Below are 25,620 nucleotides of genomic sequence, written 5' to 3' on the forward strand. Positions count from 1 at the left end.
CGTAAGGGATTCGTAAGCAGAGACAGCGGTCCGGACGGCCCGTGGCGGGCCTAGCGTCGCCGGTATGCACACAACGATCGACGTGGTGCTGCCGTGTCTGGACGAGGCGGCCGCACTACCTGCCGTACTGGGCGGGTTGCCGCCCGGCTACCGCGCCATCGTGGTCGACAACGGCTCCACGGACGGTTCGCCAGTCATCGCTGCCGAGTACGGGGCCCGGGTCGTCCACGAGCCACGACGCGGGTACGGCGCGGCCGTGCACGCGGGCCTGCTGGCGGCGGACGCGGAGCTGATCTGCGTGCTCGACGCGGACGGCTCGTTCGACCCGGCCGAGTTGCCCAGGCTCGTCGCGGCGGTGCGCGATGGTCGGGCCGATCTCGCCGTCGGGCGACGTCGGCCGGTCTCGGCGGATGCCTGGCCCTGGCATGCCCGTACCGGCAACGCCCTGGTCGCCGCGCTGCTGCGGCGTCGTGGCGTGCCGGTCTACGACATCAGCCCGATCCGGGTGGCCCGCCAGGAGGCGCTGCTGGGACTCGGTGTCACCGACCGGGCGTTCGGCTACCCCCTGGAGTTGCTGCTGCGCGCGGCCGAGGCGGGCTGGCGGATTCTCGAGCTGGACGTCGCGTACGCGCCGCGGGCCGCCGGCACCAGATCGAAGGTCTCCGGGTCGGTCCGGGGCACCTTGCGGGCGACCCGGGACTTCGCCGCGGTGCTGCGCGCCGGCGTCGGTGGTGCCCGGTGAATGTCCTGCTCCTGGTCGCGAAGGCACCGGTCCCCGGGCTGGTCAAGACGCGCCTCTGCCCGCCCGCCGACCCCACGCAGGCGGCCCGGATCGCCGCGGCGGCGCTGCTGGACACCTTCGCGACGGTGCGCGCCACCGCGTCGACCATTCCGGTGCTGGCCCACGCCGGCCGATTCGACGAGGCCGAGTACGGCGCGGAGCTGATCGCCGCGTTGGCGGGTTGGCACCTTCTTCCGCAACGTGGCGCCACGTTCGCCGACCGCCTCGCCAACGCCCACGCCGACACCGCTGCGACGTTTCCCGGCCAACCGGTGCTGCAGATCGGCATGGACACGCCACAGCTCCGGCCGGCCCTGCTCACCACCGCGCTGGAGCGGCTCGCCGAACACGGCGCAGTCCTCGGGCCTGCGCTCGACGGCGGCTGGTGGGCACTCGGGCTCCGTGATCCGACCTACGCGAACGCGTTACGCGAGGTGCCCATGTCGACCGACGACACCGGTCGCCGCACCCTCGCCGCTCTGCGCGGGTACGGCGTACACCCGGCGATCCTGCCGGTGCAGCGCGACGTCGACGACTGGCCGACAGCGCTGGCGGTCGCGGCCGACCTGCCCGGCACCCGGTTCGCGGACGCCGTCGAGGCGGTAGGCAGCCAGTTGGCGAACGGACTCCCCCGGTGAATTCGACGATCAGTCTCGACGGTTTCGGGATGGTGCTGGGCGGGCTCGACGGGTGGCCCGCCGCGTGCGGTACGCCGGTCGCCCCGATGTCGCAGGCCCAACCCGAACACTGGCTGGTGCACGCCGACGGACGACGTGACCTGTTGCCGGTACGGCGCTGGCACGGCCCGCCCGAGCCGGCGATCGAGTCCGTCGTCGACAGGTGCGCCGGGCCAACGATCGATCTCGGCTGCGGCCCGGGCCGGCTGACCGAGGCACTCGCCCAGCGAGGTCTCGTCGCGCTGGGGGTGGACATCTCCGCCGAGGCGGTGCGGCTGACCCAGGGCCGGGGGGTGATCGCCCTGCGTCGTGACGTCTTCGCACCACTTCCCGGCGAGGGGAGGTGGTCACACGCCCTACTCATCGACGGCAACATCGGCATCGGTGGCGACCCGGTCCGGCTGCTGCGCCGCTGCGGCGCCCTGATCGTGGCCGAGGGAACGCTTGTGGTCGAGGTGGAACCGCCGGGAGCCGGGCTGTGGCAGGGACAGGCGTACGTCCTGTCCGGCTCCTCCGGCGAAGGGGAACGACAGGGACCGGCATTTGCCTGGGCGCGGGTCGGGGTGGAGGCGGTGGGGCGTATCGCCGTCGCTGCCGGCCTGCGGGTCGCGGACCGGCTCCGCTTCGGTCCCCGCTGGTTCGCCGAGTTGGTGCGCTCATGATCCGCCGGCCACGCCTCCCCGCCCCCGAGGACTTCACCGCGCCGTCGCACTCACCGCTGGTCGCCGCCCGGCTCGGGCTCTGGCTCGGAGTGGCGTTCGGGCTGTGTTTCGCCACCGGGCTGCTCAGCCACTTCATCCAGCACCCGGCGGGCTGGTTCACCTGGCCGACCCGACCGGTCAACCTCTACCGGGTCACCCAGGGTGTCCATGTGCTCTCCGGCGTCGCGGCGATCCCGTTGCTGCTGGCCAAACTGTGGAGCGTCTACCCCCGGCTGTTCGTCCGTCCACCCCTGCGCCAGCCGATCCGGTTGTCCGCGCACGCCCTGGAACGGATCTCCGTCCTGGTCCTGGTCTGCGCCGCGTTCTTCGAGCTGGTCACGGGCTTGTTCAACGCCGCCCAGTCGTACCCGTGGGGCTTCTTCTTCCCGACGGCGCACTACGCGGTCGCCTGGCTGGTGGTGGGTGCGTTGCTGCTGCACGTCGCGGTGAAGCTCCCGGTCGCCCGCGCGGCGCTGAGCACGTCACTGCGGCGCCGGAGCGGGTTGGAGGCCACCGCCACCGGGCCTGACGATCGAGAATCGGCTGAGCGACGCGCGTTCCTGCGTACCTCGGCGGGCGTCGCCGGCATCGCCGTGCTGGCCACCGCCGGGGTCACCGTGCCGTGGCTGCGTCGGGTGTCGCCGCTGGCGTGGCGTTCCGCCTCCGGACCACAGGGCATCCCGATCAACCGGACGGCGGCTGCCGCGCGCATCACCGTTGCACCGGACTGGCGGCTGGAGATCGTCTGGCCGGGCGGGCGAGACACCCTGTCCCTGGCCGAGCTGGCAGCCCTGCCACAACGCACGGCCGAGCTGCCGATCGCCTGCGTCGAGGGCTGGAGCGCCTCGGCCCACTGGACCGGCGTACCCGTCGTCGAGCTGCTCCGCTCAGCCGGCGCACCGACCGGCCGACCAGTTCGGATCACCTCACTGGAGGCCGACGGCCTGTACGCGGCGAGCACACTCCCTGCCGCCCACGCCGGTGACCCGCTGACCCTGCTCGCCCTGCGGATCAATGGCGAGCAGCTCTCGCCCGACCACGGTTACCCCTGCCGACTCATCGCGCCGAGCCGGCCGGGCGTCCTGCAGACCAAGTGGGTGGCCCGGCTGGAGGTGTTGCGGTGAGGACCGTACGACTGCTGCTACTCGTTCTCGGCGCGGCGGCCACGGCGTACGGCGGTTGGCTGCTCCTCCCCCAGCTCGACGCCGTCCTGCCGTGGCTGATCGGCGGCCCGGTGCTGCACGACGTCCTGGTGGCACCGCTGGTCGGACTGGTCGGGCTGGCGCTGGGCCGACTGGTGACCGACCGGTTGCGCCTGGCCTGGATCACCGCAGGCCTGATGGCCAGCGCCACGTTGCTGCTCATCGCGGTCCCACTGCTGTGGCGACCGCCCTCGGCACCCCCGAACCCGGGCCTACCGGACCGCGACTACCCGCTGGGGCTCGCCGCCGGGCTGGCGGTCATCTGGGCCGCGATCGTGATCGTTCTGATCGTCACCACCACGGAGAAGAAGGAACCATGACAGCAGGAGAAGCACCCACGACCGAACGCCCGCAGATCGGCGTGATCGGCGGATCCGGCTTCTACGAATTCCTCGACGACATCACCGAGGTCACCGTCGACACCCCGTACGGACCACCGAGCGACTCGCTCTCCGTCGGGAATCTCGCCGGTCGGTCGGTGGCGTTCCTGCCCCGCCACGGACGCCGGCACACCCTCCCCCCGCACCGCATCAACTACCGGGCGAACCTGTGGGCGCTGCGCGCGCTCGGCGTCCGCCAGGTGCTCGCACCCGGCGCCGTGGGCGGCCTGCAACCACACCTGGGCCCGGGCACCCTCGTCGTACCGGACCAACTTGTCGACCGGACCTACGGCCGCGAGCAGACCTACTACGACGGGGAGCCAGGCGCGGACGGGCACCTTCCTCGGGTCGTTCATGTCCCCTTCGCGGACCCGTACTGCCCGGTGGGGCGAGCCACGGTCCTCGACGCCGCCCGATCCGCGGGTTGGCAGCCGGTCGACGGCGCAACGATGGTCGTCATCGAAGGGCCCCGATTCTCCACCCGGGCCGAATCACTGTGGTACGGCCGGGAGGGCTGGGCCGTGGTCGGCATGACCGGCCATCCCGAAGCGGTGCTGGCCCGCGAATTGGCGCTGTGTTACACCGCGTTGTCACTGGTGACCGACTTCGACTCGGGTGTCGAGGTCGGTCAGGGCGTGACCCAGCAGGAGGTGTTCACGGTCTTCGCCCGAAACATCGATCGCTTGCGTCTCCTGCTCGGCGACGCGGTGAAAGCGTTGCCGCCAGAGCAGGATGGCTGCCCGTGCGGACAGGCCCTGGCCGGTACGCAGTGACGACCGTCGTAAGAGTTCGGAAAGGATTCGTGACCGGTCCGACGGCTGCCGTGGCCGTACGCTGCGGTGATGGGAAAGCGGATCTTCCGGTCGCCGGTGGCCTTGGCCGGTCTCGCCTGCGCTGTCGTCGTGGCGATGCTGGCTCTCTACTGGTTCCAGCCGTGGAAGCTGTTCACCGACACCTACGTGGACGAGTCGATTCCCCGGGTCGAGACGCCAGCAGCCACCCCGACGACCGCGACCCCGTCCCCTGCGGCTTCGGCAGCCACACCAGCGCGGAACGAGATCCTGACCACCGGCGAGTTCGTCACCCATGAGCACCGGACGACCGGCAGTGCCGAGATTCACCGGCTCGCCGACGGGCGCCACCAGCTCGTCATTCGAGACCTGAAGACGTCGAACGGCCCGGACCTGCGGGTGTGGCTGACCGACCAACCGGTCATCGACGGCACCGCCGGCTGGCGAGTGTTCGATGATGGCGAATGGGTCGAGTTGGCAAAGCTCAAGGGCAACAAGGGCAATCAGGTGTACGACCTACCGGCATCGGTTGACCCCCGCGACTTCCGCAGCGTCTCCATCTGGTGCAAGCGGTTCGCGGTCTCCTTCGGCGCGGCCGATCTCACGAGCAGCTGACCCCGCCACCCGGGTCGCAACCCGCCGGACACGGCATTGACATACTTCACTGAAAGATCTAGCGTCGAAGCGAATCGATTCGACGACTGACTGGTCCCGCATGGGCAGCGAGACCAGTGGCGGGAACCTGTGGCGATGAGCCGACCGGGCGCCGTGGGCACTCGCGCCTTCTGGGGTTTCACCCGCAGGGGTGATCCGGAAGTGGCGCGTCGCGACGGCGTGAGGCCGCCGCGGACCGCTGTCGATCAGTGTGTGCCGAGTGGCGGGAGCCCATCATGACAAGACGTAGACCCATCCTTGGTCTTCTGGCAACGGCGGCAGCCGTCGTCGTGACCGTGAGCGCGGCGGTACTCGCCGGCGGCGTGAACACCACCGCATCGGCCACGGACGTCGCCGCGGCAGCGGCGACCGCCGGGTGCGGCAAGGCGCCCACGTTGACCAGCGGCCAACGGTCCATCCAGAGCGGCGGCCAGAACCGTAGTTTCATCCTGAGGATTCCGGACAACTACGACCGCAGCCACCCGTACCGGTTGATCTTCGGATTCCACTGGAACGGCGGCACCGCCAACGATGTCGACGGCGGTGGGTCGGACGGGGCGGCCTGGTCCTACTACGGGCTGCGGCAGCAGGCGAACAACAGCACCATCTTCGTCGCCCCCCAGGGCAACGGCAACGGCTGGGCCAACCCCGGCGGCCAGGATGTCACCTTCGTCGACAACATGATCAGCCTGATCGAGTCGGACCTCTGCGTCGACACGACGCAACGATTCGCGCTCGGCTTCAGCTACGGCGGTGGCATGAGCTACTCGCTGGCCTGTTCCCGGCCGGGTGTCTTCCGCGCTGTCGCGGTCTACTCCGGCGGGCAGCTCAGCGGGTGCAGCGGCGGCACCCAGCCGGTCGCGTACATGGGTATCCATGGCATCGGGGACTCGGTGCTCAACGTCTCCGCCGGACGGTCCCTGCGCGACACGTTCGTTAGGAACAACGGCTGCACCGCACAGAACCCGCCCGAGCCGAGGGCCGGCAGCCTCACCCACGTCACCACCACCTACTCCGGCTGCCGGTCCGGCTACCCGGTGGTGTGGGCCGCCTTCGACGGCGGGCACACCCCCGGCCCGGTGGACGGCGGCGGAGACAGCGGCGCCAGGACCTGGACCAAGGGTGAGGTGTGGAGGTTCTTCACCCAGTTCGGCAGCACCGATCCCACCAACCCACCGACCACCCCACCACCGGGCGGCACGTCGCCGCTGCGTAACGCGTCCGCCGGACGGTGCCTGGACGTCAACGGCGCCTCGCAGGCCAACGGCGCGGCAGCGATCATCTGGGACTGCCACGGCCAGAGCAACCAGAGCTGGACCTCGACCGCCGCCCAGGAGCTGCGCGTCTTCGGCGGCAAGTGTCTCGACGTGAACGGCGCCGGCACCGCGAACGGCAGCTCGGTGATCATCTGGGACTGCAACGGCCAGTCCAATCAGCAGTGGCGGCTCAATGCCGACGGCTCGATCACCGGGGTCGGCTCCGGCCGATGCCTGGACGTGGTCGGCAGCGGCACAGCCAACGGCACGCGCATCCAGATCCGGGACTGCACCGGCGCGGCCAGCCAACGGTGGAGCCGAAGCTGAGCGTCTCGGGAAAGCACAAGTGGATCTCGGTTAACGCACAAGGAGGATCAGCTGTGCCACTTCGCAAACTCGCCACCCCCTGGATAGCGGCAGCCATGGCGGTCATGGTCCTGCTCGCCGTCGGGGTCTACGTCGTCACGACCGTCGCACCGGCGGCCGCGGCCAGCACCGCCGGCTGCGGCAAGGCGCCCGGCCTGAACAGCGGCACCCACACCATCCAGAGCAACGGGAAGAGCCGCAGCTTCATCCTTCGGCTGCCCGACAGCTACAACAACACCTACCCCCACCGGCTGGCCTTCGGGTTCCACTGGCTGGGCGGGACGGCCAATCAGGTCGCGTCGGGCGGATCCGACGGGGCCCCGTGGGCCTACTACGGCATGCTCTCCCAGTCGAACAACACCACGATCTTCGTCGCCCCGCAGGGCCTCAACAACGGCTGGGGCAACTCCAACGGTGAGGACGTGACCTTCACCGACGACATGATCCGCATGATCGACAACGCGCTCTGCGTCGACACGACACAACGCTTCTCGGTCGGGTTCAGCTACGGCGGCGCGATGAGCTACTCGTTGGCGTGTTCCCGACCGGCCGTGTTCCGTGCCGTCGCGGCAATCGCGGCCCCCGGCGCGATCAGCGGATGCAGCGGCGGCACCCAGCCAGTGGCGTACCTGGGGATTCATGGCATCAACGACAACATCCAGAGTGGGCGGTCGCTGCGGGACAGATTCGTCCGGAACAACGGTTGTGCCGCGCAGAACCCACCCGAACCGACGGCCGGCAGCCGAACCCACATCACCACCGCCTACTCCTGCCAGAGTGGATATCCGGTGGTCTGGGCCGCGTTCGACGGCGGCCACCAGCAAGGCCCGGTGGATGGGTGTGCCGGCTGCGAGAGCGGCGCGCAGAGCTGGGTCAAGCAGGAGGTGTGGCGGTTCTTCAGCCAGTTCGGCTCGACCGTGCCGCCCACCACTCCCCCGCCATCGACGCCGCCAGCCGGCCAGCAGAACGTGCTGATCGTGGGTAGCCCGTCCGGCCGTTGCATCGACGTACCCAACTCGAGCACCAGCAACGGCGCCCGCCCGCAACTGTGGGACTGCCACGGTGGCACCAACCAACGCTGGACCTACACCGCCAACCGCACCCTGACCGTCTACGGCAACAAGTGCCTGGACGCCAGCGGGGCGGGCAGCAGCAACGGCACCGCGGCAATCATCTGGGACTGCAACGGTCAACCCAACCAGCAGTGGAACCTGAACTCCAACGGCACCATCACCGGAGCCCAGTCAGGGCTCTGCCTGGACGCCATCAGTTCCGGCACCGCCAATGGGACGCAACTGCACCTCTGGGCCTGCCACGGCGGCGCCAACCAACAGTGGAGCAGGCGCAACTAGGCAAGCCACCACGTCGACGACGCGCCGCTCGGGTCCTGCCCCGGGCGGCGCGTCGTGGCTCTCCTCAGGTGCCGGGCTCAGTCGAGCACCGACTCGCCGCCCGGGTAGGCGAACGACGCGCGCGGTGAGTAGAAGCCCCAGGTGATCTCCAGCGGATCGGCCGGACGCAGCGCGTACACCGGGTGGTCGGGTTCGAGGAACTCCAGGGACTCGACCTCGAACGGGTCGACCGGCTCCGCCACGAACGGGTAGTTGCCGCTGAGCAGCCTGCCGTCGAGCCGGGTGAGGTAGCGCAGCTGACCGGAGTTGACGGCGTCACCGGTGCGCCCGATGCGGGCGGTCGTCCTGATCACCGGTACGCCGTCCGCCTCGGTCGTCGCGATCAGCCGGTGCCCCCGTACCTCGATGGTGGTCTTTCCCGGGGTCGCCGGCACACCCCGGGCGGCGGCGTACGCCCGGACGACCGGGCTGGAGTTGACGTAGTGCGTCCACCAGCGGCCGGGCGTGACACCGTCGGGAGCGTCGACCCCGGCGAGGTCCGGCCCGATGTACGTCAGGGAGTAAGCGCCGAAGCCAGAGGTCTGCCCGGCGTCGTCGACGACGTACTGGTTCATGAAGACCTGGTGGTTCGGTGCCGGCTTGAGCCCGTCGGGCACCAGGGCGGCCACCGCGTCGGGGTCGGCCGGCAGCCAACCGAAGTAGATCATTCTGCTGTTCACGACGAGCTGCGCGGCAACGAGTTCGGTCACGAGGGGTCCTTCCCGCTGGGCATCGATCCGTAGTCGCGACGCTACGGATACGCCCGCCGCCCGGACAACGACGGATTGCCGACAGGCAACCCGTCGTCGTCCGGGAATCGCCGTTGCACCATCACACGGCGGTACGCGACCACTGCTGGTTGGTGCCGGTGTTGCACGGATACTGCTTGAGGACCACCCCGTCCGCGGTCGACGCGGCCGGTACGTCCACGCACTTGTTGCTGTGTCGTGCGCGGAGCTGGAAGTAGCTGCCGTTGGCGACCATCTGGAACTGCTGGTTGGTGCCGGTGCCGCAGGTGTACTGGACGAGTTCGGCACCGTCGGCGGTCGACGCGCTCACCACGTCGAGGCACTTGCCGCTGTTTCGGCTGACGATGCGCCAGTAGCCGCTGCCGGCGTCCTGGAACTGCCACTGCTGCCAGGCATTGCCGCCGTAGGTGTACTGACCGACGCGCGCGCCGTTGTCGGTGTTCGGTGACTGGACGTCCATGGCCTTGCCGCTGTGCCGCACGTTGATCCGGTAGAACGTTCCCGTCGACGGCGGAGGCGTCGTCGGGCCACCATCGATGGTGTCGCCCCACCCGTACCGGATCCGATCCGCGCCGGAGGCGTTGCGGACGGTCAGGTTGAGGTCGGTGCCGCTGCCGGTGAGAGCGAATATCGAATACCAGTCGTAGCCGATGGTGCCGGTCTTGCCGCCGAGGGCGGGCCAGTAGGTGCCGCCCATCTGGTTGTCCCGCATGACCTGAGCCATGGCCCGGATGTAGCGCACGAAGTTGTCGGTGCTGCCCGCGTCGGCGTAGTTGCGACCGTCGTTCATCGGCGCGCCGAACTCGGTCGCGACCGCGCGGGAGGCGCAGTTGCCGAGGCGGGTCTGGATGTGGCTGCGGAAGGCGTCGTAGGTCATCGCGCCGTAGAAGAAGGCGTAGTAGTGGAAGGAGAGCAGCGTCGAGTTGAAGCGGCTGTCGTTGCAGATGTCGCGTAGATCCTGGCTGAAGCCGGTGCCGCCGATCAGCACCCGGCCGGGCACCGCGGAGGTGTGGTAGCTGAGCCAGTTCGCGGCGACGTTGCGCCACTCGACCGAGCTGTAACCGTGCGGCTCGTTCATCGGCTCGAAGTAGACGTTGGTGTTCGAGCCGTACGTATTCGTCACCGTGGACCACATCGTGTTCCACGCGGCGAGATTCGTGATCCTGCCGCCGGAGGCGGCGCCGTCCTCCCAGTAGGCGAGGATCACCTTGAATCCGCGGGCGGTGGCCGCGTCGATGGCACCTCGGTACGCCTCCCACCAGGCCGTCCCCACCGTGTGGGTGTTGATGGGCAGCCGGATCGTGTTGACCCCCATGGTGGAGGCCATGTCGTCGTAGAGGGCGTTGGCCTTGGCCCGCACGGTCGCGTTGCTGTCGGTTGAATTCAGGCCCTGCACGACGAGTGGGCTGGTCTTGAAGTTGTCACCCAGCATTGCCCAGTTCATGCCTCGGAACTGGTTGGTGGCGGCGGTGGCCGGCGACGACGTGACGGCGACGACGCCGACCAAAGCGGTCATCGCGGCCACCAGGGCGATCAGCAGCCGGCGAAGCGGCCGGGTGCTGCGCGGTACGTATCCATGAGACGACGTGCTCCGTGTCATGACATGTCCAATCGGTGTGGGCCGCGGTCGGAGTTCAGCTGGTCAGGCGGAAGGTGGCGTCGGCGCGGCTCTGCGTGTCGGAGAGCGGATCGAGCCGGAGCACGCAGTTGTAGTGCCGGAGGTAGCGGTCCGGGTGGCTGTAGGACTGAAACGATGTCCACGAGGAGTTGGCGAGGCCGGCGACCTGCCGGAAGGTCGCGTCGGCGGCGAAGGTGGCGGTGCCGTCGTTGGCTTCCAGCCGGAAGTCGAACCCGTAGTGGCGCAGGTAGTAGCCCGGATAGTTGACCGACTGGATGGAGACCGTGCCGGAGCCGACCAGACCGGGCACCAGCCGCCACTGGCCGTCCTGAGCGGGGCTGACGTTCGGGTCGATGCGGACGTCGTAGTCGTAGTGCCGCACGTACCGGTCCTGGAAGTTGTACGACTGGATCCGGTTGACCGCGGTGTTGGGCCAGCGAGCGAGCACGCGGTTCTGCTCGGCGGCGGTCAGGTTGAGGATCGTTCCGTGCCGTTTCTTGCTGCCACCCATGGCGTACGAGCCGGATGCCGGCAGCCGGTAGGCACCCGGGCTCGACGGGTCGGTGGTCAGGACGGGCAGGTAGCCGCGTCCGCTGGCGTACTGGTCAAGGTAGAGGACCCACTCGTTGCGCGTGTTGAACTTCAGCCACATCGGGCCTTCGACCTGTGCGCCGGTCAGCCCGATGCCGGACAGATTCCCGAGGCTCGTCCAGGTGCCGAGGATGGAGTTGCTACCTTCGATGGCGATCTGGCCGTCCCGGGAGGCTCGGACGTAGCGGTAGCCGCCGACGCCGGCCGGCACCTCGACGATCTGGGTGTCGATGATCTCCTGGTTACCGGGTCGGTTGATGAAGATCTGCGGTGTGGTGATGCTGCGAAAGTCCGTCGTGCGCGCGTAGTAGATGCGGTGCTTGGTGACCCCGTTGGCCGGGACGTTCGTCGCCCAGTAGAGGACGTAGTCGCTGGTGGCCGGGTTCCAGATCGCCTCCGGAGCCCAGGCATTGCGTCCGTCCGGGATCGGGCCGGCGACGTTCAGCAGCCACGGCGCCGACCAGTTGACCAGGTCGGTGGACTCCCACACGACGAGATTGCGGCTGCCATTGTTGATCGCGGTCGACCAGTCCTGGCCGCAGCCGATGCACAGATCCGTGGCGATGATCCAGTACCGGTCGCCGCCGGGCGAGCGGACCAGGGCGGGGTCGCGTACGCCGCGGGTGCCGACGGTGGAACGCAGCACGAGCCCGCCGTTGTTGAGGTCGGTCCAGCGCAGGCCGTCGGTGCTGTGCGCGAGGTAGAGCTGCTGGGCGGTCGACGACTCACCGGTGAAGTGCGCCATCAGGTAGCCGACTGTCGGGTCGAGTGCGGCGGCCTCCTTCGGCGTCGCCGCCGACCAGGTGGTGAACAGCAGGCACGCGGTGACCGCAACCGCGCAGAGCCGGGCGAGGACTCTCGACATGGGTCCTTCTCCTCCGCGGGTGTCGCTGCCGGGTGGCCCGGTGATCACGCGTGTGAGCGTTAACAAATCCGGGCCGTACCTATGTGTTCTGTTCGTTAAATTCGTGTTGCGGACAAGTGTTAGCGATCGCATCTGGAGTGTCAAGGCATCGAAGGTGCTCGTTTGAATTCATCCGCGCCGGTCATCGGATCGTCGTCCTGCGGAACATCCAGCAGCAGCACTGGACGTCCCGGGGTGCCCCCACTTGCTGCGGTGTGCCACATTGATGGCCGTGGCCCGCGTGATGGTAGGCGCCGCCGAGAACGCTCCTGACATGGCGCGGCTCGCCGTGCTGATAAGTGATTACGAGATGGCTCGCGACGATGATCGAAGCTTCATCGCCACCATGGCGGCGATGATCGGCGTTGCGGTGGCCCTAGCCACTGCCGTGGTGGCGGTCGTGAGCCAGACCTGCCAGTTCGCGCAGACAGACGACTGCGTCACCGCACATGACGCGCTGCTCGCCGCGACCCCACTCCCGACCCTCGCCGCGCTTGCATACATGCAGATGTTGGGCGTCGTCGCGACGATGCGCTCCTACTACATCCGCGCGGTCGAGACGGAGTTGCAGACGTACGCGGTCGACCAACTTGTCGCGGTTCCGGAGCTGCGCCCAGCCAGCCTCGTCGGCGTGATGACCGAGATAGTCAGCCTGCGCCGGGGACGGCTCGGCTATCGGCTGCTCTATCTACTTATCTACTTCTGCGTCGTGGTCGTCTTCGGCGGACTCGCCCTGTACGTCGCACTCCGCCTCGGCCAGCCCTGGCAATTGATCATGTTTATCGTCTACGGCCTGTTCGCGCTCCTGTTCACCGTCGAGGTCATGGCCACCGCAGTCGGCGGAAACTCGCTCTTCTTCAAGCACGCGGCGAGGTACGCGGCGCGCACACTCGACCTCAGCAGGCCCGAGCCGCCACACGACGAGGAACGAAAGCTCTGGTCCTACCTTCTGGTGCCAAGGACTGCGGACTGGATCAAGTGGATCATCGTGCCGGCGGTCGGAGGACTCCTCCTGTGGGCCGGATCCATTCGGCTCGACCGAGATGAGCTGGCAACCGCGGCGGTGGTGTGGCTCATGCTGGAAGGTCTCATCTACACCGCCCGCTATCAGTGGAACGACATCATCGGGCTGGCCGACGATGTCGCTCATCCCGCGAGGAGCGCGCGCAAGAGGCTGCCGGTCGGCAACAGCAATCCGACGATGCGACGCAACGTGCGGCGGTCGGCCGTCACAGCTCTCGCCCGTGTCGCCCTGGCGATCGGCGTCGGTGTCTACTTCGACCTGGCCTGGGTAATGGCCTGCCTCATCTGCTCGGTTTTCGGTGTCGCCGTGCTGTACGAGGCTCTGCGGCGGCGCCCCGCCTCGGACCGGCCGGAGCGGACGACGCCGGTCACCGTGGCGATCTGGCTCGCCGTCGGGCTCGGCTACGTGCTGCGGGCAGCCGTCGCATGCTGGCTGATCGGGCTCGGTCCCCACGACGCCCGAACCTGGCTGGTGGCAGGTGCTTTCGGCGCGTTCGGGGTGATGTTCGTGACGCTGACCTGGGCGTTGGAGGCAAGCAGCTACTGCCGCGAGGTCGACGGCGAGATCCGGTACGCGCCGGAACTGCGAGCAAAGCCGCAGATCGCGGCGCTGCTCCCGTACACCGGCAAACCGGTCGCCCCCGGGAGCCACAGCAAGGACGACGCCGACTGCGGTGATGAAACCATGCTGGAGAAGCGCGGCCTGCTGATAAGCCCGTGGAACAGCGCGGCGCTCATCGCCCTCCTCCTGTCCGCGCCACTGGGCGTGCTCATGGCCGACGGCCTCGACATGCCGGCTGCCGACACTCGACTGGGCTGGGTCGCGTTGGTGACCGCCGTGGCGGCGGTGGCGATGCTGGCCAGCGCCAACACCAGGGTCCGCACGCTCGTGCTGCTCGCCGGGACGGTCGGCCTCGCGGCGACTCAGTACAGCCTGGGCCTGCAGCCCGGCTTCGGCGTCGCTCCCTGGTTGGTCTTCGCCGGCTGTTACGTGGCCTTCCGATCGCAGTCTTACACCAGCCTGACGGAGGGCCTCGAAATTCTCGCCAAGGTTCTGCTCTACCGGATCGACGTGCTGTGGAGGAAGACGCGTTCCGTGCTGGTCAGCAAGCGTACCGAGGCATTGGTGTGGGAGGACAGACCCGGCGGGTCGCCGTGATCACGGCCGACCTCATCCCGCAGGTCTCCGGCAGTCACTCATCCCTGCGGCACAGCACTAGCCGGCCACGACCGAGACGTGGGCGGTGACGATCCGCCAGCCGACGGGCAGGCGTACCCAGGTCTGGGTCTGCCGCCCGGTGGTGGCGGCGCCGGCGTAACCGAATCGGGTCGTCACGACCGCCAGGTCCGGGCCGAACGTGGTGACCACCGGGTCGACCAGCCGGCGACCGGCCGGCAGCGGTGGCTGCGCAGCCCGCCACTTGCGCTGCTCGTCCAGCCCGTACTGATGGTCGGCGAGGCCGAACCGCACGGTCCGCTCGGAATCCCAGAAGTAGCCGCAGATCCGGTCGGCGTCGTTGTCGGCCAACGCCCGCTCGTAGTCGGCGAAGGCCGCCGCCACCTCGGCGACCACGTCCGTCCGGTCGATCTCCATGCGGCACGTCCCTTCGATCCGTTGGGTCGGGAACTGGCCGGCCCGGTCGGAAGCCGTGCTGCCCCCGACCGGGCCAGCCGGCTCAGCCGCTCAGCGCCGACGTCCGCTGCTCGCCGTCGGACCGGCCGCTGGCCGGGTCGGCCCGAGCGGGCTCTCGGTCCAGTTCGATCTCCTCCGGGTCGGGGTCGCGGGGCGTGGGACGGGCCAGCGCGAAGACCACACAGATCACCGCGACGAAGAGGTAGCCGAGTGCTACCTGACCGTTGGCGTTCCACTCGATCCGCTCGCCATGGATCAGCCCGATGAACGACAGCAGCGCGCCGGAGCCGGCGAAGATCGCGGCCCGCACGAACCGCTTGTCGATGATGAAGACCACCACCGCGCCGAGCACCAGGCCGGCGAGGATCGCGCCCTGACCGAGCACCAGCAACCCGTCGTAGATCACGCCGGCGCCGTTGAGCGCGTCGTCGCCGACTGCCGCGGCGGTGGTGCCGGCCGCTGCCAACGTGTTGTCGATCTGCCCGGTGGCCCAGGCCGCGATGTTTGGGATCAGCGCGGCGACCACGGCGGCGGCGTGCGCCCGGGGGGTCGCCTGGAACGCCTGTGCCCCAATCAACAATCCGATGTAGAGCAGGATGGGCACGATGGCCGCCGTCGGGAAGATCGCGCCGAGCAGCCCGAACATGCCGAGGAAGCAGAGCACCGCGATCACCACGCCGGTCGCCATCGAGTAGCCGCTGCGTCCGCCTGCGGCCTTCCAACCCGGGTGTCCGACATAGACGGCAGGCGGGAACGGCGAGCCGAGCGCGGCCCCGATCACCGCACCCGCTCCGTCGGCGAGCAGCACGCTGCGCAGGTTGTAGTTGTCCCCCGCGGTGGCCGCGCTCTCCACGTTTGTCATGCCTTCGGTGAAGTTGTAGACGCCGAGCGGGATCGCCGTCGCCAGCAGGGGTGCCATGTCGGCCAGCCCGGTGAAGAGCAGGTCGAGCTTGAACGAGGGTACGGCGATCGCGATGTCCCGGGCCGCAGCCGTGACGTCCGGCACCGACATCGCCCCGCCGGCCCAGCCGATCGCGGTGCCGAGCAGCAGCGCGGCGAGGCCGATCGGAAAGTTGAACGGCAGCTTCACGTCGGTGAGCAGGCCGATCAGCAGCAACGCGAAGACCGGTAGGGCGACCCAGGCCATCCGCCACATCTGCCCGGCCGGGTTCATCGAGATGAACGTGATGGAGATTCCCGCGAGGGTGCCGAGCAGCGCGGCCCGGGGTGCGTACCGGCGGATGTAGGGCCCAACGAACGCGCCGATCAGCACGATCACGCCGATGATGAACGCCCATGCCAGCCCTGCCTCCCAGGCCCGCACGGGATCCTGGGTGCGCAGGTAGATCGGGAGCATGATGACGAAGATGACGATGAACATGTGCGGCACGCTCGGCCCGTACGGCAGGGCCGTCACATCGGTGCGGTTCTCCCGACGGGCCAGCCGGCGGGCCAGGTAGGTGTAGTAGATGTTGCCGGCGACCAGGGCGATGCCGAGCGCCGGCAGGATCGTGCCGAACACCTCCCCCTCGGGGAGGTTCACCACGGCCAGGCAGAGCCCGGTCAGGGTGAGCACGTTGACCAGGACGTTGACACCGAAGCCGAAGAACGCGTTGGTGTCGCCGCGCACCCAGTACGGGAGGGGGACGACTGTGGGTTTGGTCGAGACCATGGCTGCTCCCGGTCAGAAGGAGGGTTGCAACACTCCGGTGGTGGGCAGGGCGGCGCGCACCTGCGCCGAGTCGGCGACCCAGCCGAAGATTCCGCCCTGGGCGGCGATCATGTCGAGCCCGACCCGCTGGAACTCGGGGAAGTAGGACCCGACGCAGTCGGCGAGCACGAGGCACTCGTACCCGCGGTCGTTGGCCTCCCGGACGGTCGTGTGCACGCACACTTCGGTGGTGACCCCGGTGACCAGGAGGCTGCGGATCCCCCGCTCCGTGAGCAGGGTGTCCAGGTTGGTGGCGTAGAAGGCGCCCTTGCCGGGCTTGTCGATGACCGGCTCGCCGGGCAGCGGCGTCAGCTCGTCGATGATGTCGTGGCCGTACTCGCCACGGACCAGAATCCGACCGTTGGGGCCGGAGTCACCGATCCGCATACTCGGCGCCCCGCGGCTGAGTTTGGCCGGCGGGCAGTCGGACAGGTCGGGCAGGTGCCCCTCGCGGGTGTGCACGACGCTCAGGCCGACGGCGCGGGCGTCGGCCAGCAACGCCGCGAGCGGTGCGATGGTGCGGCGTAACTGGCCGACGTCGTTGCCCAGGCTGGCACCGAACCCGCCAGGTTCCAGGAAGTCGCGCTGCATGTCGATGACGAGTAGCGCCGTGGTTGAAATGTCGAAGGCGTACGGGCCGGGTCGCGCGGCGGTGATGGTCAACATGGGCGCACCTGCCTCACTTGGCCGTGGCGGCGATGACGTCGTCGGATGTGGTGACGCAGCCGAAGACGCCGCCCTGCATGGTCACCATGTGCAGTGCCGCGTCGTGGTTGGCCTTGTCGGTGGCGCCTGTGCAGTCGGAGAGGACCAGGCACTCGTACCCCCGGTCGTTCGCCTCGCGCATCGTGGTGTGCACGCAGACGTCGGTGGTGATGCCGGTGAGGATCAGGTGGGTGATGCCCCGGGTGCGGAGCACCAGGTCGAGGTTTGTGGCGTAGAAGGCGCCCTTGCCCGGCTTATCGATGATCACCTCGCCGGCAACCGGGGCCACCTCGGGCACGATCTCCCAGCCCGGCTCGCCCCTGATCAGGATCCGTCCGGCCGGGCCGGCCGTGCCGATCTCGGCGCCGATACGCGCCGAACGCCACCGCTTGTTCGCCGGCAGGTCCGACAGCTGCGGGTCGTGTCCCTCCCGGGTGTGTACGACAAGCATCCCGAGCGATCGTGCGTGCTCCAGCAGCCGGGCCGTGGCCGGCAGCCCGGCCCGGGTGAGGCCGATGTCGTAGCCCATCGCGTCGACGTAGCCGCCCGGTCCGCAGAAGTCGGTCTGCCAGTCGATGCAGAGCAGTGCGGTACGCGCGGTATCCGCCGCGCCGTCGTACGGCCACGGGTAGGGGTTGGCCGTTACCGGCCCGATGCTGCCCATCCTCTCGCCTCCTGTCGTCATCGCTGGTGCCTGCCCGCCCTACCGCCCGGCGGCGGCGCGACGGTAGGCCCGCCACCCACCGGCGGCGCTGATGTCCTCGGCCGGCGGGCCGGCGGCGTACGCCTCGCTGAGGAAACCGAGCACGTCCCGCCCGTCGTGCAGCCGGACCCAGCCGAGCGAGAGCGGAGCCGGCACCCCGGCCAGCAACCCGCCGACCGCGGACCCGGGCAGCCGCCACAGCTCGACCTCGATCGGGTGGCCGGCCGGCCCGTCCGGCGCTACCCGGACCAGGCCGGGCAGTCCCTCGCCGTCGGGCGTGTCCATCCGGAAGAGCCGGTAGAGCGGCGCAGTGCGGGCGGCGCCAACGAGGGCGGCACCGTGCCCGAGCAACTCACCGTTGCGGGACTCGCCCGCCAGGTGCCGGCCGACCACGGCGATCAACAGCTCCGCCGGACGCTGGGCCGGTGGTGAGCTGACCTCGACCGCCCGGCTCGGTGCGCCGGCCTCGGTGAGGGTGGCGGCCAGCCGGGCCAGGGTGGTGTCGCTGAACGCCGGGCCGACCAGGGTCAGGCTCGCCGGGCGGCCGGCGCTGGTGAACCCGTTGGGTACGGTCACCGCCGCCAGGTCGAGCAGGTTCGCGAACTGCGTGTAGCGGCCCAGCATGGCGTTGCGCCCGATCGGGTCCTCGGCGATCTCGTCGAGCGTGAACGTGGTGCCGACGGTCGGCACCACCAGCACGTCGATGTCCTGCCAGAGCTCGTCGACCTGTGCCCGCAGCTCGCGCAGGCGGTGCTGGGCTCGGAAGGCGTCGATCGCGTCGTAGCGCCGCCCAGTCTCCAGCACGGCCCGGGTGACCGCGAGGACCGACTCGGGGTGCGAGCGCAGGAAGCCGTCCAGGGCGACGAGACGCTCGGCCACCCAGGGCCCCCGGTAGAGCAGGTCACCCGCGTCGAAGAAGGCGCCGAGCGGCACCGACCGCAGGGACCCGACGAAGGTGCGTAGCCGCTGCACCCCCGCGGCGAACCGGGCCTCCTGCCCGGTGTCGCCGAAGAACTCGAGGTCTTCTGCCCGGGGCACCCCGAGGCGTAGCCTCCCCGCTAGGCGGGGAACCACCTGCTCCGCCGGCAACGGACGCCCCCAGGGGTCTGCCGCTGTGACGGCACGGGCCGCGTGCAGCACCTCGACGGCACCTGCGACGTCGGTGGCGAAGACCGACACGCAGTCCAGCGAGCGGCAGGCCGGGACCACGCCGGCCGTGCTGAGCAGCCCACGGGTGGGCTTGAGGCCGACTATCCCGTTGAGCGCTGCCGGCACCCGGCCGGAGCCCGCGGTGTCCGTACCCAAGGCGAAGCTGACCTGGCCCGAGGCCACCGCGACGGCCGAGCCGGAGCTGGAGCCTCCGGAGATGAGCCCGCCGCCGAAGACGCTCTGGCAACTGCCGTACGGCGAGCGGGCGCCGGTCAGCCCGGTGGCGAACTGGTCGAGGTTGGTCTTGCCGACGAGCAGCGCTCCGGCGTCGAGCAGCCGGCGCACCACCGGAGCGTCCTCGGCGGGCCGGTAGCCGAAGTCGGGGCAGCCGGCGGTGGTGACCATGCCGGCCACGTCGATGTTGTCCTTGACCGCGAAGGGGATCCCGTACAGCGGCAGCGCGGGATCACCGTGGCGGGTCAGCGACTGGGCGCGCTCACGCAGGCGGTCGGCCGGGACTGTACTGATCCAGACCGGCCCGCCGTCGCGCCCGGCGAGCCCGTCCAGGATGCGCTCGGCCTGGCCCGCCGGGGTCAGGTCACCCTCACGGTACGCCGACCGAAGCTCCGAAATGGACATCGCTGGCTCTGGCATACAGTCGATTGTCGACAGTTCTGTTACGGGAAATCGCGCGGCACGTAACGACGACATGACGGCGCGTGGCGGGGATCCGCCGGCCCGCAGGCAGTCTCGGCTATCCGAGGTACGAACGCGCACCATGCCCGGAAAGCACGGTGAGCACCTCCTCCGGGTCTCCCCCGGCGACCGCCTCGAACAACCGCTCGTGCCGGTGGACCCCGTCCAGCGGCTGCGCCAACTCCGCCTCCCGGCGCAGGTTGATCGCCATGTAGAGCTGCAACTTCACGAGGATCGAGCCGTACACGGCGGAGAGCTGCCGGTTGCCGGCGAGCGCCACGAGCGCGACGTGGAACTCCCGGTGCGACTCGGCGACCGCCATCCGGTCACCGGCCGGGGTCGCCTCCCTCATCTGGTCCAGTGTCGCCCGCAATCCGGCGAGGTCGCTTTCCCGGCCGACCGGGATCCCCGCCCGCACCGAGAAACGTTCCAACACGTCACGCAGCTCGTACAGCTCCCGCACGTCGCGATCTGACAGGGTCGCCACCCGGACTCCACGTCGGGGCACGTGCTCGACAAGCCCCTGCTGGGCCAGCAACCGCAGCGCCTCCCGCAACGGCGCCCGGCTGATGCCCAGCCGCCGGGTCAGCTGCTCCTCCACCAGGCGCTCGCCCGGGTCGCTCTTGCCACTGAGGATCTCCCGGGTCAGCCGAGAGACGGCGAGGTCCACGAGACTGACACTCTCCAGCTCACCATCCACCGTCGATGCGGCCACGTCGTTCACTCCGATGAGTCTGCCACCTGCCCCCGCAACGACCGACGCGCGCGTCGGTCGTTGCGGGGGCCTGAGGTGCTCTCCCTCCAGACGGGGCAGAGATCCTCGCTGGGCCGCCAACGTCAGTAGGGGAGCTTGACCGCGTCTGAGACCGGCTGGCCGATCGCCTCTTCGAAGAAGTCGTTCACGCCGCTCGGTCCCTGCCGCGTCAGCAGGTCCTCGGCCTGGGAATTTTGGGCGCTGTCCAGACCATATATCCGGCCATTCCGCGGATATTTGGTCTCCGCGTTCGCCGGAATTGTGACGTCGAAGGATGTCGACCTCCCGGTCATCTTCCTGCGGGGGTAGTAGTCGACATTTCCGTCGCCCCAGTCCACCTCGAGGATGAACCAGTACGTCAGCCCCGGCTCCGGCTCGCCGGACGCCTTGGCAGTGACCTTGACCGTACGCGTGCCGCCCGGCGAAGAGCTGAGCTGATAGCGCAGGTCCTCAGGTGTCGGGCTGGACGCGATTGGCGCGACGCTCGGAGTTGGTGTGGAGGAAGGCCCCTCGCCATCAGATCCTGCCGGTGCCGCTGCCAGGGCGACCTGGGCGACCGTGGCGATACCGAATATTCCTGCGGCCACGAACGACATGATCGTCCACTTCTCGCTGTGCTTCCGCACATAAAGGAACGTGATCACCAAGATCACCGTGATGATTCCGCTGATGACGGCGGTAATGTAGATGGCGTCGCTGCTCACGCGACGAGTGTGCCGTATGGCGGCAAGCTCGCCCTTGTCAGCGACACGATCGGATTGTGAGTGCCTAAAGAACACGATTTGAAATGATCAGAACCTCCGCTGTGGTCGAGGAGAACATGATGATTGGTCTGGCGACCGTCGGGGCGATCGTCGGCGTCCTACTCGTCGGTGTCGTGGCCCTGATCCGTAGGCCGACGGACACTCGGTCGGTGCTCAGATGGTCGGCGCTGGCGATCACCGTGCTGGTGGCCGCCGTGTTGACACCCCTGACCGTGCAGGATTCGGGAGCCGCGGCCAGCTATCTGCTCGGCGTTCCCGTCGTCGCCACGGCGCTGCCCGTCCTCGCGCAGCGGATCGGTCGGCTGAGCGTGGTCGCCGACCTGCTGGCGGCGCTCGTCGTCACCGGATGGGGCCTGCTGCTCGGGCTGGGCATCGGCGGCGCGTTCCTGCCAGCGGCGATACTCCTGATCGCCAGCGCCGTGGTCACCGGGGCACCGAGGCCCTCCACGACCATCTGAGCGAGCTTGCGGCGGGTTCGCGGTCGGGCCAGGGACGTACCGGCCCGACCGCGAAGAGGACGGCTCAGGCCGCCAACGCGGCGGCGAGCCTACGGGCCTCGGTCACCAACCGGCTCGTGCCGCCGCGCGCCACCACGTCAGCCAGCCCCGGCACCTCGATCAGCACACCTGTCGCGCTGGCCACCTCGGACGCCAGAGTGAGCAGGTCGGGCATGCCGCGAGGTGGGGTGGGTGCCGCCAACATCGGTGGCAGCGCGGCGGCGAGCAACCGCCAGACACTCAGCCGGGCGCCGGCCGCGATCGCGTCGCGCAGCGGTGTCACCACCCGGGTCAGCGTCAGCTGGCCGTCCGCCGCCAACACGCCCAACTGGCCACCGACGCCAGGGGAATCGAGGTCCCCGGCGGCTGCCAGCATCAGCAGGGCGTCGAGAGCGGCCACCCGGTCCACCTCGTGCCGGGCGCACAGCCCGTACGCCAGCGCCAGGTTGAGCGCCGGGCCACCCACGCCGGCGCACTCGGCGAGTGCCGGCAGGATCGTGGCGATTTCCCGGGCGTCCTGCTGCGCGGCGCTGGCGATCCCGGGCAGCAGGTGGGCGGCGACCAGGCCTCGGTGCCCCGGCAGCAGCGCCGGCCACAGGTTGCTCCAGCGGCCTGACCCTCCTCCGATCGGGTGCGCCGGCACGGTGAGTAGCCCGAGCGGATCCGCTACGCCCTCCGGCGGAGTGCTGGCGACCACGGTGCGTCGGACAGGTAGCTGGTCGTAGCCGTGGTCCCAGGGGCGTCTGCGCTCGCGCCGTCCCACCGTGACCACCTCATGCACCGGCTCCGGCAGGGCATCGCCGCGCAACCAGCTGGCCAGTTCGTCGCCGGCGGGGGTGCCGAGCGCGGCGGCCCGGGTCGCCAGCATCTCGTCCACGCCGACGGGCAGCCGCAGCAGGGCTTGGGTGAGATCCCACCGCCATACCGGGCGGTCCCCGAGTGCGGCCAGCCGTTCGTAGAGCGCGGTCGGATCGAGGGCCCCGGTGACGGACGTCGGGGCGGCCAGCAGGCCGGGATCGTTGCGTCCGTCCAGTCGCTGCCCGATCTCCGCGAGGCGGGCGCAGTAGACAAGCGTGAGCGCGGACTGGTGGCGCGGCTCGACCGCCGGCCGGTCCCGGAACGGACGCATCGTCCGGGTCAGTGACTGGCTGAGAATTCTGGACCACTGGTCGCGGCGGGTGGCCGCCTCGCCCGGTGCGGCGGCGGCCAGCAGGACGCCGTTCAGTTGCACCAGGACGTTGAACTCGGCCCACTGGTGGTCCCAGGCGCCCACCTGGCCCCGCCGCAGCACCGGCAGCAGGGCGGTGGCCAGCCGTTCCCGTTCGGTGGTGGTCAACCGGACCAGCCCGTCGAGGACCCGCTCCAGGGTTGACGCGGACCAGCCCTGGGCGAGCAGCCCGGAGACCTCCTCGACCAGCTCGTCCACCTCAGTGATCGGCGGCGCAGCGAGCGCGGGCGCCACCGGCGAGGGCAGCTCGTCACCGGCCACCGACACGGTGACCGTGGCGACCAGCCGATGGCCATGCCGCTGCGCCAACGCCGTCGCACGATCCCGCAGGTCTGCGGCGGCGTGTTCGGCACCAGAGGCGAGCACCTCGGCAATGTCGGCTGCCCGAACCGGGCTTCGCCGGGCCAGGCGGTCCAGCCAGGTCAGCTGCGCCCGCACCAGCGCCTTCTCCGGCCGACCCAGCACGACCCTCGAGGCGTCCAGCAACGACTCGAACTCCACCTCGCAGCCCGAGTCGCGAAGCGCCCGCTGCGCGAGGCCGGCGACCGGCCCCGGGCCGTCGGCGAGCAACCGCAGGTACGCGCTCGCCCGCGCCGCCACCTCGTCCGGGCTGGGTCTTAGCTCCTGGTGCAGGACAACGAACGGACGCAACGCGCCGGGTCGATCCCCGCGCAGCAGCCTACCGAGAACCCCTTCCAGCAACGCCGCTCGGTCGAGTCGGCCCTCCGTCGCGAGCGCCGCCAAGGTCGGGGGCACCGCACGCCCGGAGCCGGTGAAGGCCAGGTCCGTGCCGATCCCATCGACCTCGAACAGGCGGGGCACCAGCGCGTCCAGGAACGGGTCGGCGCGCAGCCGGTCGAGCAATGGCGCCTGTTGGCGCAACTCGGACGGCCGCTGCCACCACATCGACTGCGCCCAGCCGGCCACGAACGCGTCCCCGGTCGGCGGCTTCGCCTTCTCGGCCAGCAGCAGCTCGGCGACGAAGTGCCATCCTTCCCACGCTCGGCTGCGGGGCAGCCGCTCCGCCAGCCGGTACGCCAGGTCGGCCAGCCACGGCACGCCCCGCTGCCGCGCAGCGGCGACCACCGGCTCGGAGTCGACGTCCGTCAACATGACCGACCGTCGGCCGAGCAGGGCCGCGGCCTTCGTCGCGGTGCTCAGCGTGCCCACGGTGGCCACTGCCAGCGCGGCCGCATCCTTGCCCCACCACCAGTTGTCCCGCCGACGCCGGACGTGGGCGACCAGTTCGTCGCCGAGCGCCCGTCGCGCCGGCTCGTCAAGTGAGTGCAACGCCGTCCCGACGGCCGTCACATCGCCCCGGCTCAGTGCCTCGAAGAAGTCGGTCACACCGTCACCTCCGCCACCATGGACACCGCGAGGGCATGCTTGCACGGGCCGCGCTGCCCCCGGTGCTTCGCCCACCAGTGGCAGGTGCAGGTGAAGGCGCCGTCGGGCAGTCGGCGTACCCGGTAGTCCTCGTCGCCGCTGCGTACCGTGGCATGGTCTCCGTCGCGGCGGACGGCGCCCTGCTCGACAAGCGTGCGCGCGCCGATCAGGCGGGGGTTGTCCCGCTCGGCCCGGCCGGCGTCGTGCGGCATCACCCGGTGGAAGTAACCAGCGTCGGCCACGTCGTAGCCGACCCGTCCGGCGGTGCCGAGCTGGGCCAGGGCCGCGCGGACCCGGTCGGCGGGCAGGCCGGCCGCGTCGGCCAGCGCGACGACGTCGATCGTCGGATCCCAGGAGAGCAGGGCGCCGACCAGCTCCGCGTCGTCGATCACGTCGTCACCGGCGAGCGCGAGCAGCGCCGCCCCCTCCCCGGAGAACCCCCGGTACGGCTCGGGTGAGAGGGTCAGTGACAGCCGCAGCGATCCGGTGTCCAGCTCCCACGTGCTCGGCACGGCCGGCGAGCCGGTGCGCACCACCGGCCCGTACACCCGCAGAGTGCGGGCGTGCCGGAGCAGCCCACGCAGCGCCGCGAGCCGCCCCGCGCCGGCCAGACAGACCGCCCCCGGCGCCGGGCGCGAGGTCAGCCGGAGGGTACGCCCGGCCGGCACCGCCCAGAGCACCGAACGATCGCTGCCCCCGGGCAGCCGGCGCAGGAACGCCGCGGCCTCGGCAGCGGGGATCTCGGCGCGCGGCTCGAACCCGGCGGTGAGCACGTGCACCTCGGCGAAGCCGCGCATCCAGCGCCCCGGCAGTGGGACCTTCCGCTCCACCACCGCCCCCTCGATCGTGGAGACGGTGAGGTCGTCCGGGCCGACCGCCAGGTGCAGCGGCTCGATCCCACCCACCCGGGCAAGGGCCTCGCGCAGCGGCGGGTTGACGTCGACGTTCGTGGTGCCGTGCCCGACGACCTCGCCGTCGAAGCCGGCCGGCACCACATCCATCCGGGCGTACACCCCGCAACAACCAGAGAAGGACTCGAACCGCAACCGGTCCCGGCTGCCGGTCACCACCGGATCGAGGCTCGCCGGGCTGACCGGCTGGTGGTAACGGGTCCGGGCCACCTCGGCCACGGCCAGCAGCCCGGCGGCCGCCGCCGTCGGGGTGGTGAGAAACCCGGAGAAGAAGCGCGGGTTGGCCGCCGGGCCGCCGCTGGTCTGAAGGTCGAGGCCAGCGCTACGCAAGGCGGACGGCCGGAGATATCGGTACGTCTGAACGGCGTTCACGGCGCACACCGTAGAGCGACCGACCGA

Annotated in this window: 23 protein-coding genes; 11 read left to right on the top strand and 12 right to left on the bottom strand. The window is 70.1% G+C overall.

The features are described from left to right. The first annotated feature begins 64 nt into the window (after positions 1 to 64). From IF46_RS0104790 to IF46_RS0104830, 9 genes are all read left to right on the top strand, one after another. Positions 65 to 742 carry a glycosyltransferase family 2 protein gene (locus IF46_RS0104790; protein WP_030487043.1) on the top strand — a complete coding sequence of 226 codons (678 nt, stop codon included), beginning with the start codon at positions 65 to 67 and terminating at the stop codon, positions 740 to 742. Beyond that, positions 739 to 1,419: a TIGR04282 family arsenosugar biosynthesis glycosyltransferase gene (locus tag IF46_RS0104795; RefSeq protein ID WP_030487044.1), complete on the top strand. Its 681-nt coding sequence runs from the start codon at positions 739 to 741 to the stop codon at positions 1,417 to 1,419. The genes IF46_RS0104790 and IF46_RS0104795 overlap by 4 nt, the downstream gene beginning before the upstream one ends. Then, the gene (locus IF46_RS0104800; protein ID WP_232233934.1) at positions 1,416 to 2,120 is read left to right on the top strand and encodes a class I SAM-dependent methyltransferase; all 705 of its coding nucleotides are present in this window, start codon (positions 1,416 to 1,418) and stop codon (positions 2,118 to 2,120) included. The genes IF46_RS0104795 and IF46_RS0104800 overlap by 4 nt, the downstream gene beginning before the upstream one ends. Beyond that, a complete protein-coding gene (locus tag IF46_RS0104805) occupies positions 2,117 to 3,283 on the top strand; it encodes a molybdopterin-dependent oxidoreductase (RefSeq protein ID WP_084597755.1) in 1,167 nt (388 codons plus the stop codon). The genes IF46_RS0104800 and IF46_RS0104805 overlap by 4 nt, the downstream gene beginning before the upstream one ends. Next, positions 3,280 to 3,681 (top strand): hypothetical protein, encoded by a 402-nt coding sequence (locus tag IF46_RS0104810; protein ID WP_036391022.1) that lies wholly within the window; start codon positions 3,280 to 3,282, stop codon positions 3,679 to 3,681. The genes IF46_RS0104805 and IF46_RS0104810 overlap by 4 nt, the downstream gene beginning before the upstream one ends. Beyond that, positions 3,678 to 4,514: an S-methyl-5'-thioadenosine phosphorylase gene (locus IF46_RS0104815; protein ID WP_051723647.1), complete on the top strand. Its 837-nt coding sequence runs from the start codon at positions 3,678 to 3,680 to the stop codon at positions 4,512 to 4,514. The genes IF46_RS0104810 and IF46_RS0104815 overlap by 4 nt, the downstream gene beginning before the upstream one ends. 69 nt (positions 4,515 to 4,583) lie before the next feature. Beyond that, positions 4,584 to 5,147 carry a DM13 domain-containing protein gene (locus IF46_RS0104820; RefSeq protein WP_030487049.1) on the top strand — a complete coding sequence of 188 codons (564 nt, stop codon included), beginning with the start codon at positions 4,584 to 4,586 and terminating at the stop codon, positions 5,145 to 5,147. 275 nt (positions 5,148 to 5,422) lie between these two features. After that, positions 5,423 to 6,769, top strand: coding sequence for a ricin-type beta-trefoil lectin domain protein (locus IF46_RS0104825; RefSeq protein ID WP_030487050.1), 1,347 nt, complete (start codon positions 5,423 to 5,425; stop codon positions 6,767 to 6,769). Positions 6,770 to 6,822: 53 nt separating this feature from the next. Beyond that, the gene (locus tag IF46_RS0104830) at positions 6,823 to 8,160 is read left to right on the top strand and encodes a ricin-type beta-trefoil lectin domain protein (RefSeq protein ID WP_030487051.1); all 1,338 of its coding nucleotides are present in this window, start codon (positions 6,823 to 6,825) and stop codon (positions 8,158 to 8,160) included. 77 nt (positions 8,161 to 8,237) lie between these two features. Here the strand turns inward: IF46_RS0104830 and IF46_RS0104835 are convergent, their stop codons facing one another. The 3 genes from IF46_RS0104835 to IF46_RS0104845 form a co-directional block, all read right to left on the bottom strand. Further along, positions 8,238 to 8,909: a hypothetical protein gene (locus tag IF46_RS0104835; RefSeq protein WP_030487052.1), complete on the bottom strand. Its 672-nt coding sequence runs from the start codon at positions 8,907 to 8,909 to the stop codon at positions 8,238 to 8,240. Between the two features lie 121 nt (positions 8,910 to 9,030). Continuing rightward, a complete protein-coding gene (locus tag IF46_RS0104840) occupies positions 9,031 to 10,548 on the bottom strand; it encodes an RICIN domain-containing protein (RefSeq protein ID WP_030487053.1) in 1,518 nt (505 codons plus the stop codon). Between the two features lie 34 nt (positions 10,549 to 10,582). Continuing rightward, positions 10,583 to 12,022, bottom strand: coding sequence for a glycoside hydrolase family 43 protein (locus tag IF46_RS0104845; RefSeq protein WP_030487054.1), 1,440 nt, complete (start codon positions 12,020 to 12,022; stop codon positions 10,583 to 10,585). Between the two features lie 313 nt (positions 12,023 to 12,335). On the opposite strand from IF46_RS0104845, the gene IF46_RS0104850 reads away from it, so the two are divergent. Further along, positions 12,336 to 14,243, top strand: a complete 1,908-nt coding sequence (locus IF46_RS0104850; RefSeq protein ID WP_157562591.1) for a hypothetical protein — start codon at positions 12,336 to 12,338, stop codon at positions 14,241 to 14,243. Between the two features lie 57 nt (positions 14,244 to 14,300). On the opposite strand, the gene hpxZ is transcribed toward IF46_RS0104850, so the two are convergent. The 7 genes from hpxZ to IF46_RS0104885 form a co-directional block, all read right to left on the bottom strand. Then, the gene (hpxZ, locus tag IF46_RS0104855) at positions 14,301 to 14,678 is read right to left on the bottom strand and encodes an oxalurate catabolism protein HpxZ (protein WP_030487056.1); all 378 of its coding nucleotides are present in this window, start codon (positions 14,676 to 14,678) and stop codon (positions 14,301 to 14,303) included. Between the two features lie 82 nt (positions 14,679 to 14,760). Next, positions 14,761 to 16,389, bottom strand: a complete 1,629-nt coding sequence (locus IF46_RS0104860) for a hypothetical protein (protein ID WP_030487057.1) — start codon at positions 16,387 to 16,389, stop codon at positions 14,761 to 14,763. A gap of 12 nt (positions 16,390 to 16,401) precedes the next feature. After that, a complete protein-coding gene (locus tag IF46_RS0104865; protein WP_030487058.1) occupies positions 16,402 to 17,094 on the bottom strand; it encodes a cysteine hydrolase family protein in 693 nt (230 codons plus the stop codon). Between the two features lie 13 nt (positions 17,095 to 17,107). Further along, positions 17,108 to 17,797, bottom strand: coding sequence for a cysteine hydrolase family protein (locus IF46_RS0104870; protein ID WP_030487059.1), 690 nt, complete (start codon positions 17,795 to 17,797; stop codon positions 17,108 to 17,110). A 39-nt stretch (positions 17,798 to 17,836) separates the two neighbouring features. Beyond that, positions 17,837 to 19,639, bottom strand: a complete 1,803-nt coding sequence (gene atzF / locus IF46_RS0104875) for an allophanate hydrolase (protein ID WP_030487060.1) — start codon at positions 19,637 to 19,639, stop codon at positions 17,837 to 17,839. Positions 19,640 to 19,739: 100 nt separating this feature from the next. After that, positions 19,740 to 20,405, bottom strand: coding sequence for a GntR family transcriptional regulator (locus tag IF46_RS0104880; RefSeq protein WP_030487061.1), 666 nt, complete (start codon positions 20,403 to 20,405; stop codon positions 19,740 to 19,742). 113 nt (positions 20,406 to 20,518) lie between these two features. After that, a complete protein-coding gene (locus tag IF46_RS0104885; protein ID WP_030487062.1) occupies positions 20,519 to 21,139 on the bottom strand; it encodes a hypothetical protein in 621 nt (206 codons plus the stop codon). Between the two features lie 83 nt (positions 21,140 to 21,222). On the opposite strand from IF46_RS0104885, the gene IF46_RS32205 reads away from it, so the two are divergent. Further along, complete coding sequence (locus IF46_RS32205) at positions 21,223 to 21,657, top strand: hypothetical protein (RefSeq protein WP_157562593.1); 435 nt, start codon at positions 21,223 to 21,225, stop codon at positions 21,655 to 21,657. Between the two features lie 64 nt (positions 21,658 to 21,721). Here the strand turns inward: IF46_RS32205 and IF46_RS0104895 are convergent, their stop codons facing one another. Beyond that, positions 21,722 to 24,271: a hypothetical protein gene (locus IF46_RS0104895; protein WP_030487064.1), complete on the bottom strand. Its 2,550-nt coding sequence runs from the start codon at positions 24,269 to 24,271 to the stop codon at positions 21,722 to 21,724. Beyond that, complete coding sequence (locus IF46_RS0104900; RefSeq protein ID WP_030487065.1) at positions 24,268 to 25,593, bottom strand: SWIM zinc finger family protein; 1,326 nt, start codon at positions 25,591 to 25,593, stop codon at positions 24,268 to 24,270. The genes IF46_RS0104895 and IF46_RS0104900 overlap by 4 nt, the downstream gene beginning before the upstream one ends. Between the last annotated feature and the right edge of the window lie 27 nt (positions 25,594 to 25,620).

The organism is Micromonospora chokoriensis (assembly GCF_000718555.1).
Taxonomy (GTDB): Bacteria; Actinomycetota; Actinomycetes; order Mycobacteriales; family Micromonosporaceae; genus Micromonospora; species Micromonospora chokoriensis_B.

Bases quoted from the DNA above. Each gene is read 5' to 3' on its own strand.
- IF46_RS32205 (WP_157562593.1), top strand. From the start codon at position 21,223: ATGATCAGAACCTCCGCTGTGGTCGAGGAGAACATGATGATTGGTCTG.
- atzF (WP_030487060.1), bottom strand. From the start codon at position 19,639: ATGCCAGAGCCAGCGATGTCCATTTCGGAGCTTCGGTCGGCGTACCGT.
- IF46_RS0104845 (WP_030487054.1), bottom strand. From the start codon at position 12,022: ATGTCGAGAGTCCTCGCCCGGCTCTGCGCGGTTGCGGTCACCGCGTGC.
- IF46_RS0104850 (WP_157562591.1), top strand. From the start codon at position 12,336: ATGGCGCGGCTCGCCGTGCTGATAAGTGATTACGAGATGGCTCGCGAC.
- IF46_RS0104790 (WP_030487043.1), top strand. From the start codon at position 65: ATGCACACAACGATCGACGTGGTGCTGCCGTGTCTGGACGAGGCGGCC.
- IF46_RS0104840 (WP_030487053.1), bottom strand. From the start codon at position 10,548: ATGACACGGAGCACGTCGTCTCATGGATACGTACCGCGCAGCACCCGG.
- IF46_RS0104860 (WP_030487057.1), bottom strand. From the start codon at position 16,389: ATGGTCTCGACCAAACCCACAGTCGTCCCCCTCCCGTACTGGGTGCGC.
- IF46_RS0104815 (WP_051723647.1), top strand. From the start codon at position 3,678: ATGACAGCAGGAGAAGCACCCACGACCGAACGCCCGCAGATCGGCGTG.
- IF46_RS0104820 (WP_030487049.1), top strand. From the start codon at position 4,584: ATGGGAAAGCGGATCTTCCGGTCGCCGGTGGCCTTGGCCGGTCTCGCC.
- IF46_RS0104865 (WP_030487058.1), bottom strand. From the start codon at position 17,094: ATGTTGACCATCACCGCCGCGCGACCCGGCCCGTACGCCTTCGACATT.
- IF46_RS0104870 (WP_030487059.1), bottom strand. From the start codon at position 17,797: ATGGGCAGCATCGGGCCGGTAACGGCCAACCCCTACCCGTGGCCGTAC.
- hpxZ (WP_030487056.1), bottom strand. From the start codon at position 14,678: ATGGAGATCGACCGGACGGACGTGGTCGCCGAGGTGGCGGCGGCCTTC.
- IF46_RS0104825 (WP_030487050.1), top strand. From the start codon at position 5,423: ATGACAAGACGTAGACCCATCCTTGGTCTTCTGGCAACGGCGGCAGCC.
- IF46_RS0104805 (WP_084597755.1), top strand. From the start codon at position 2,117: ATGATCCGCCGGCCACGCCTCCCCGCCCCCGAGGACTTCACCGCGCCG.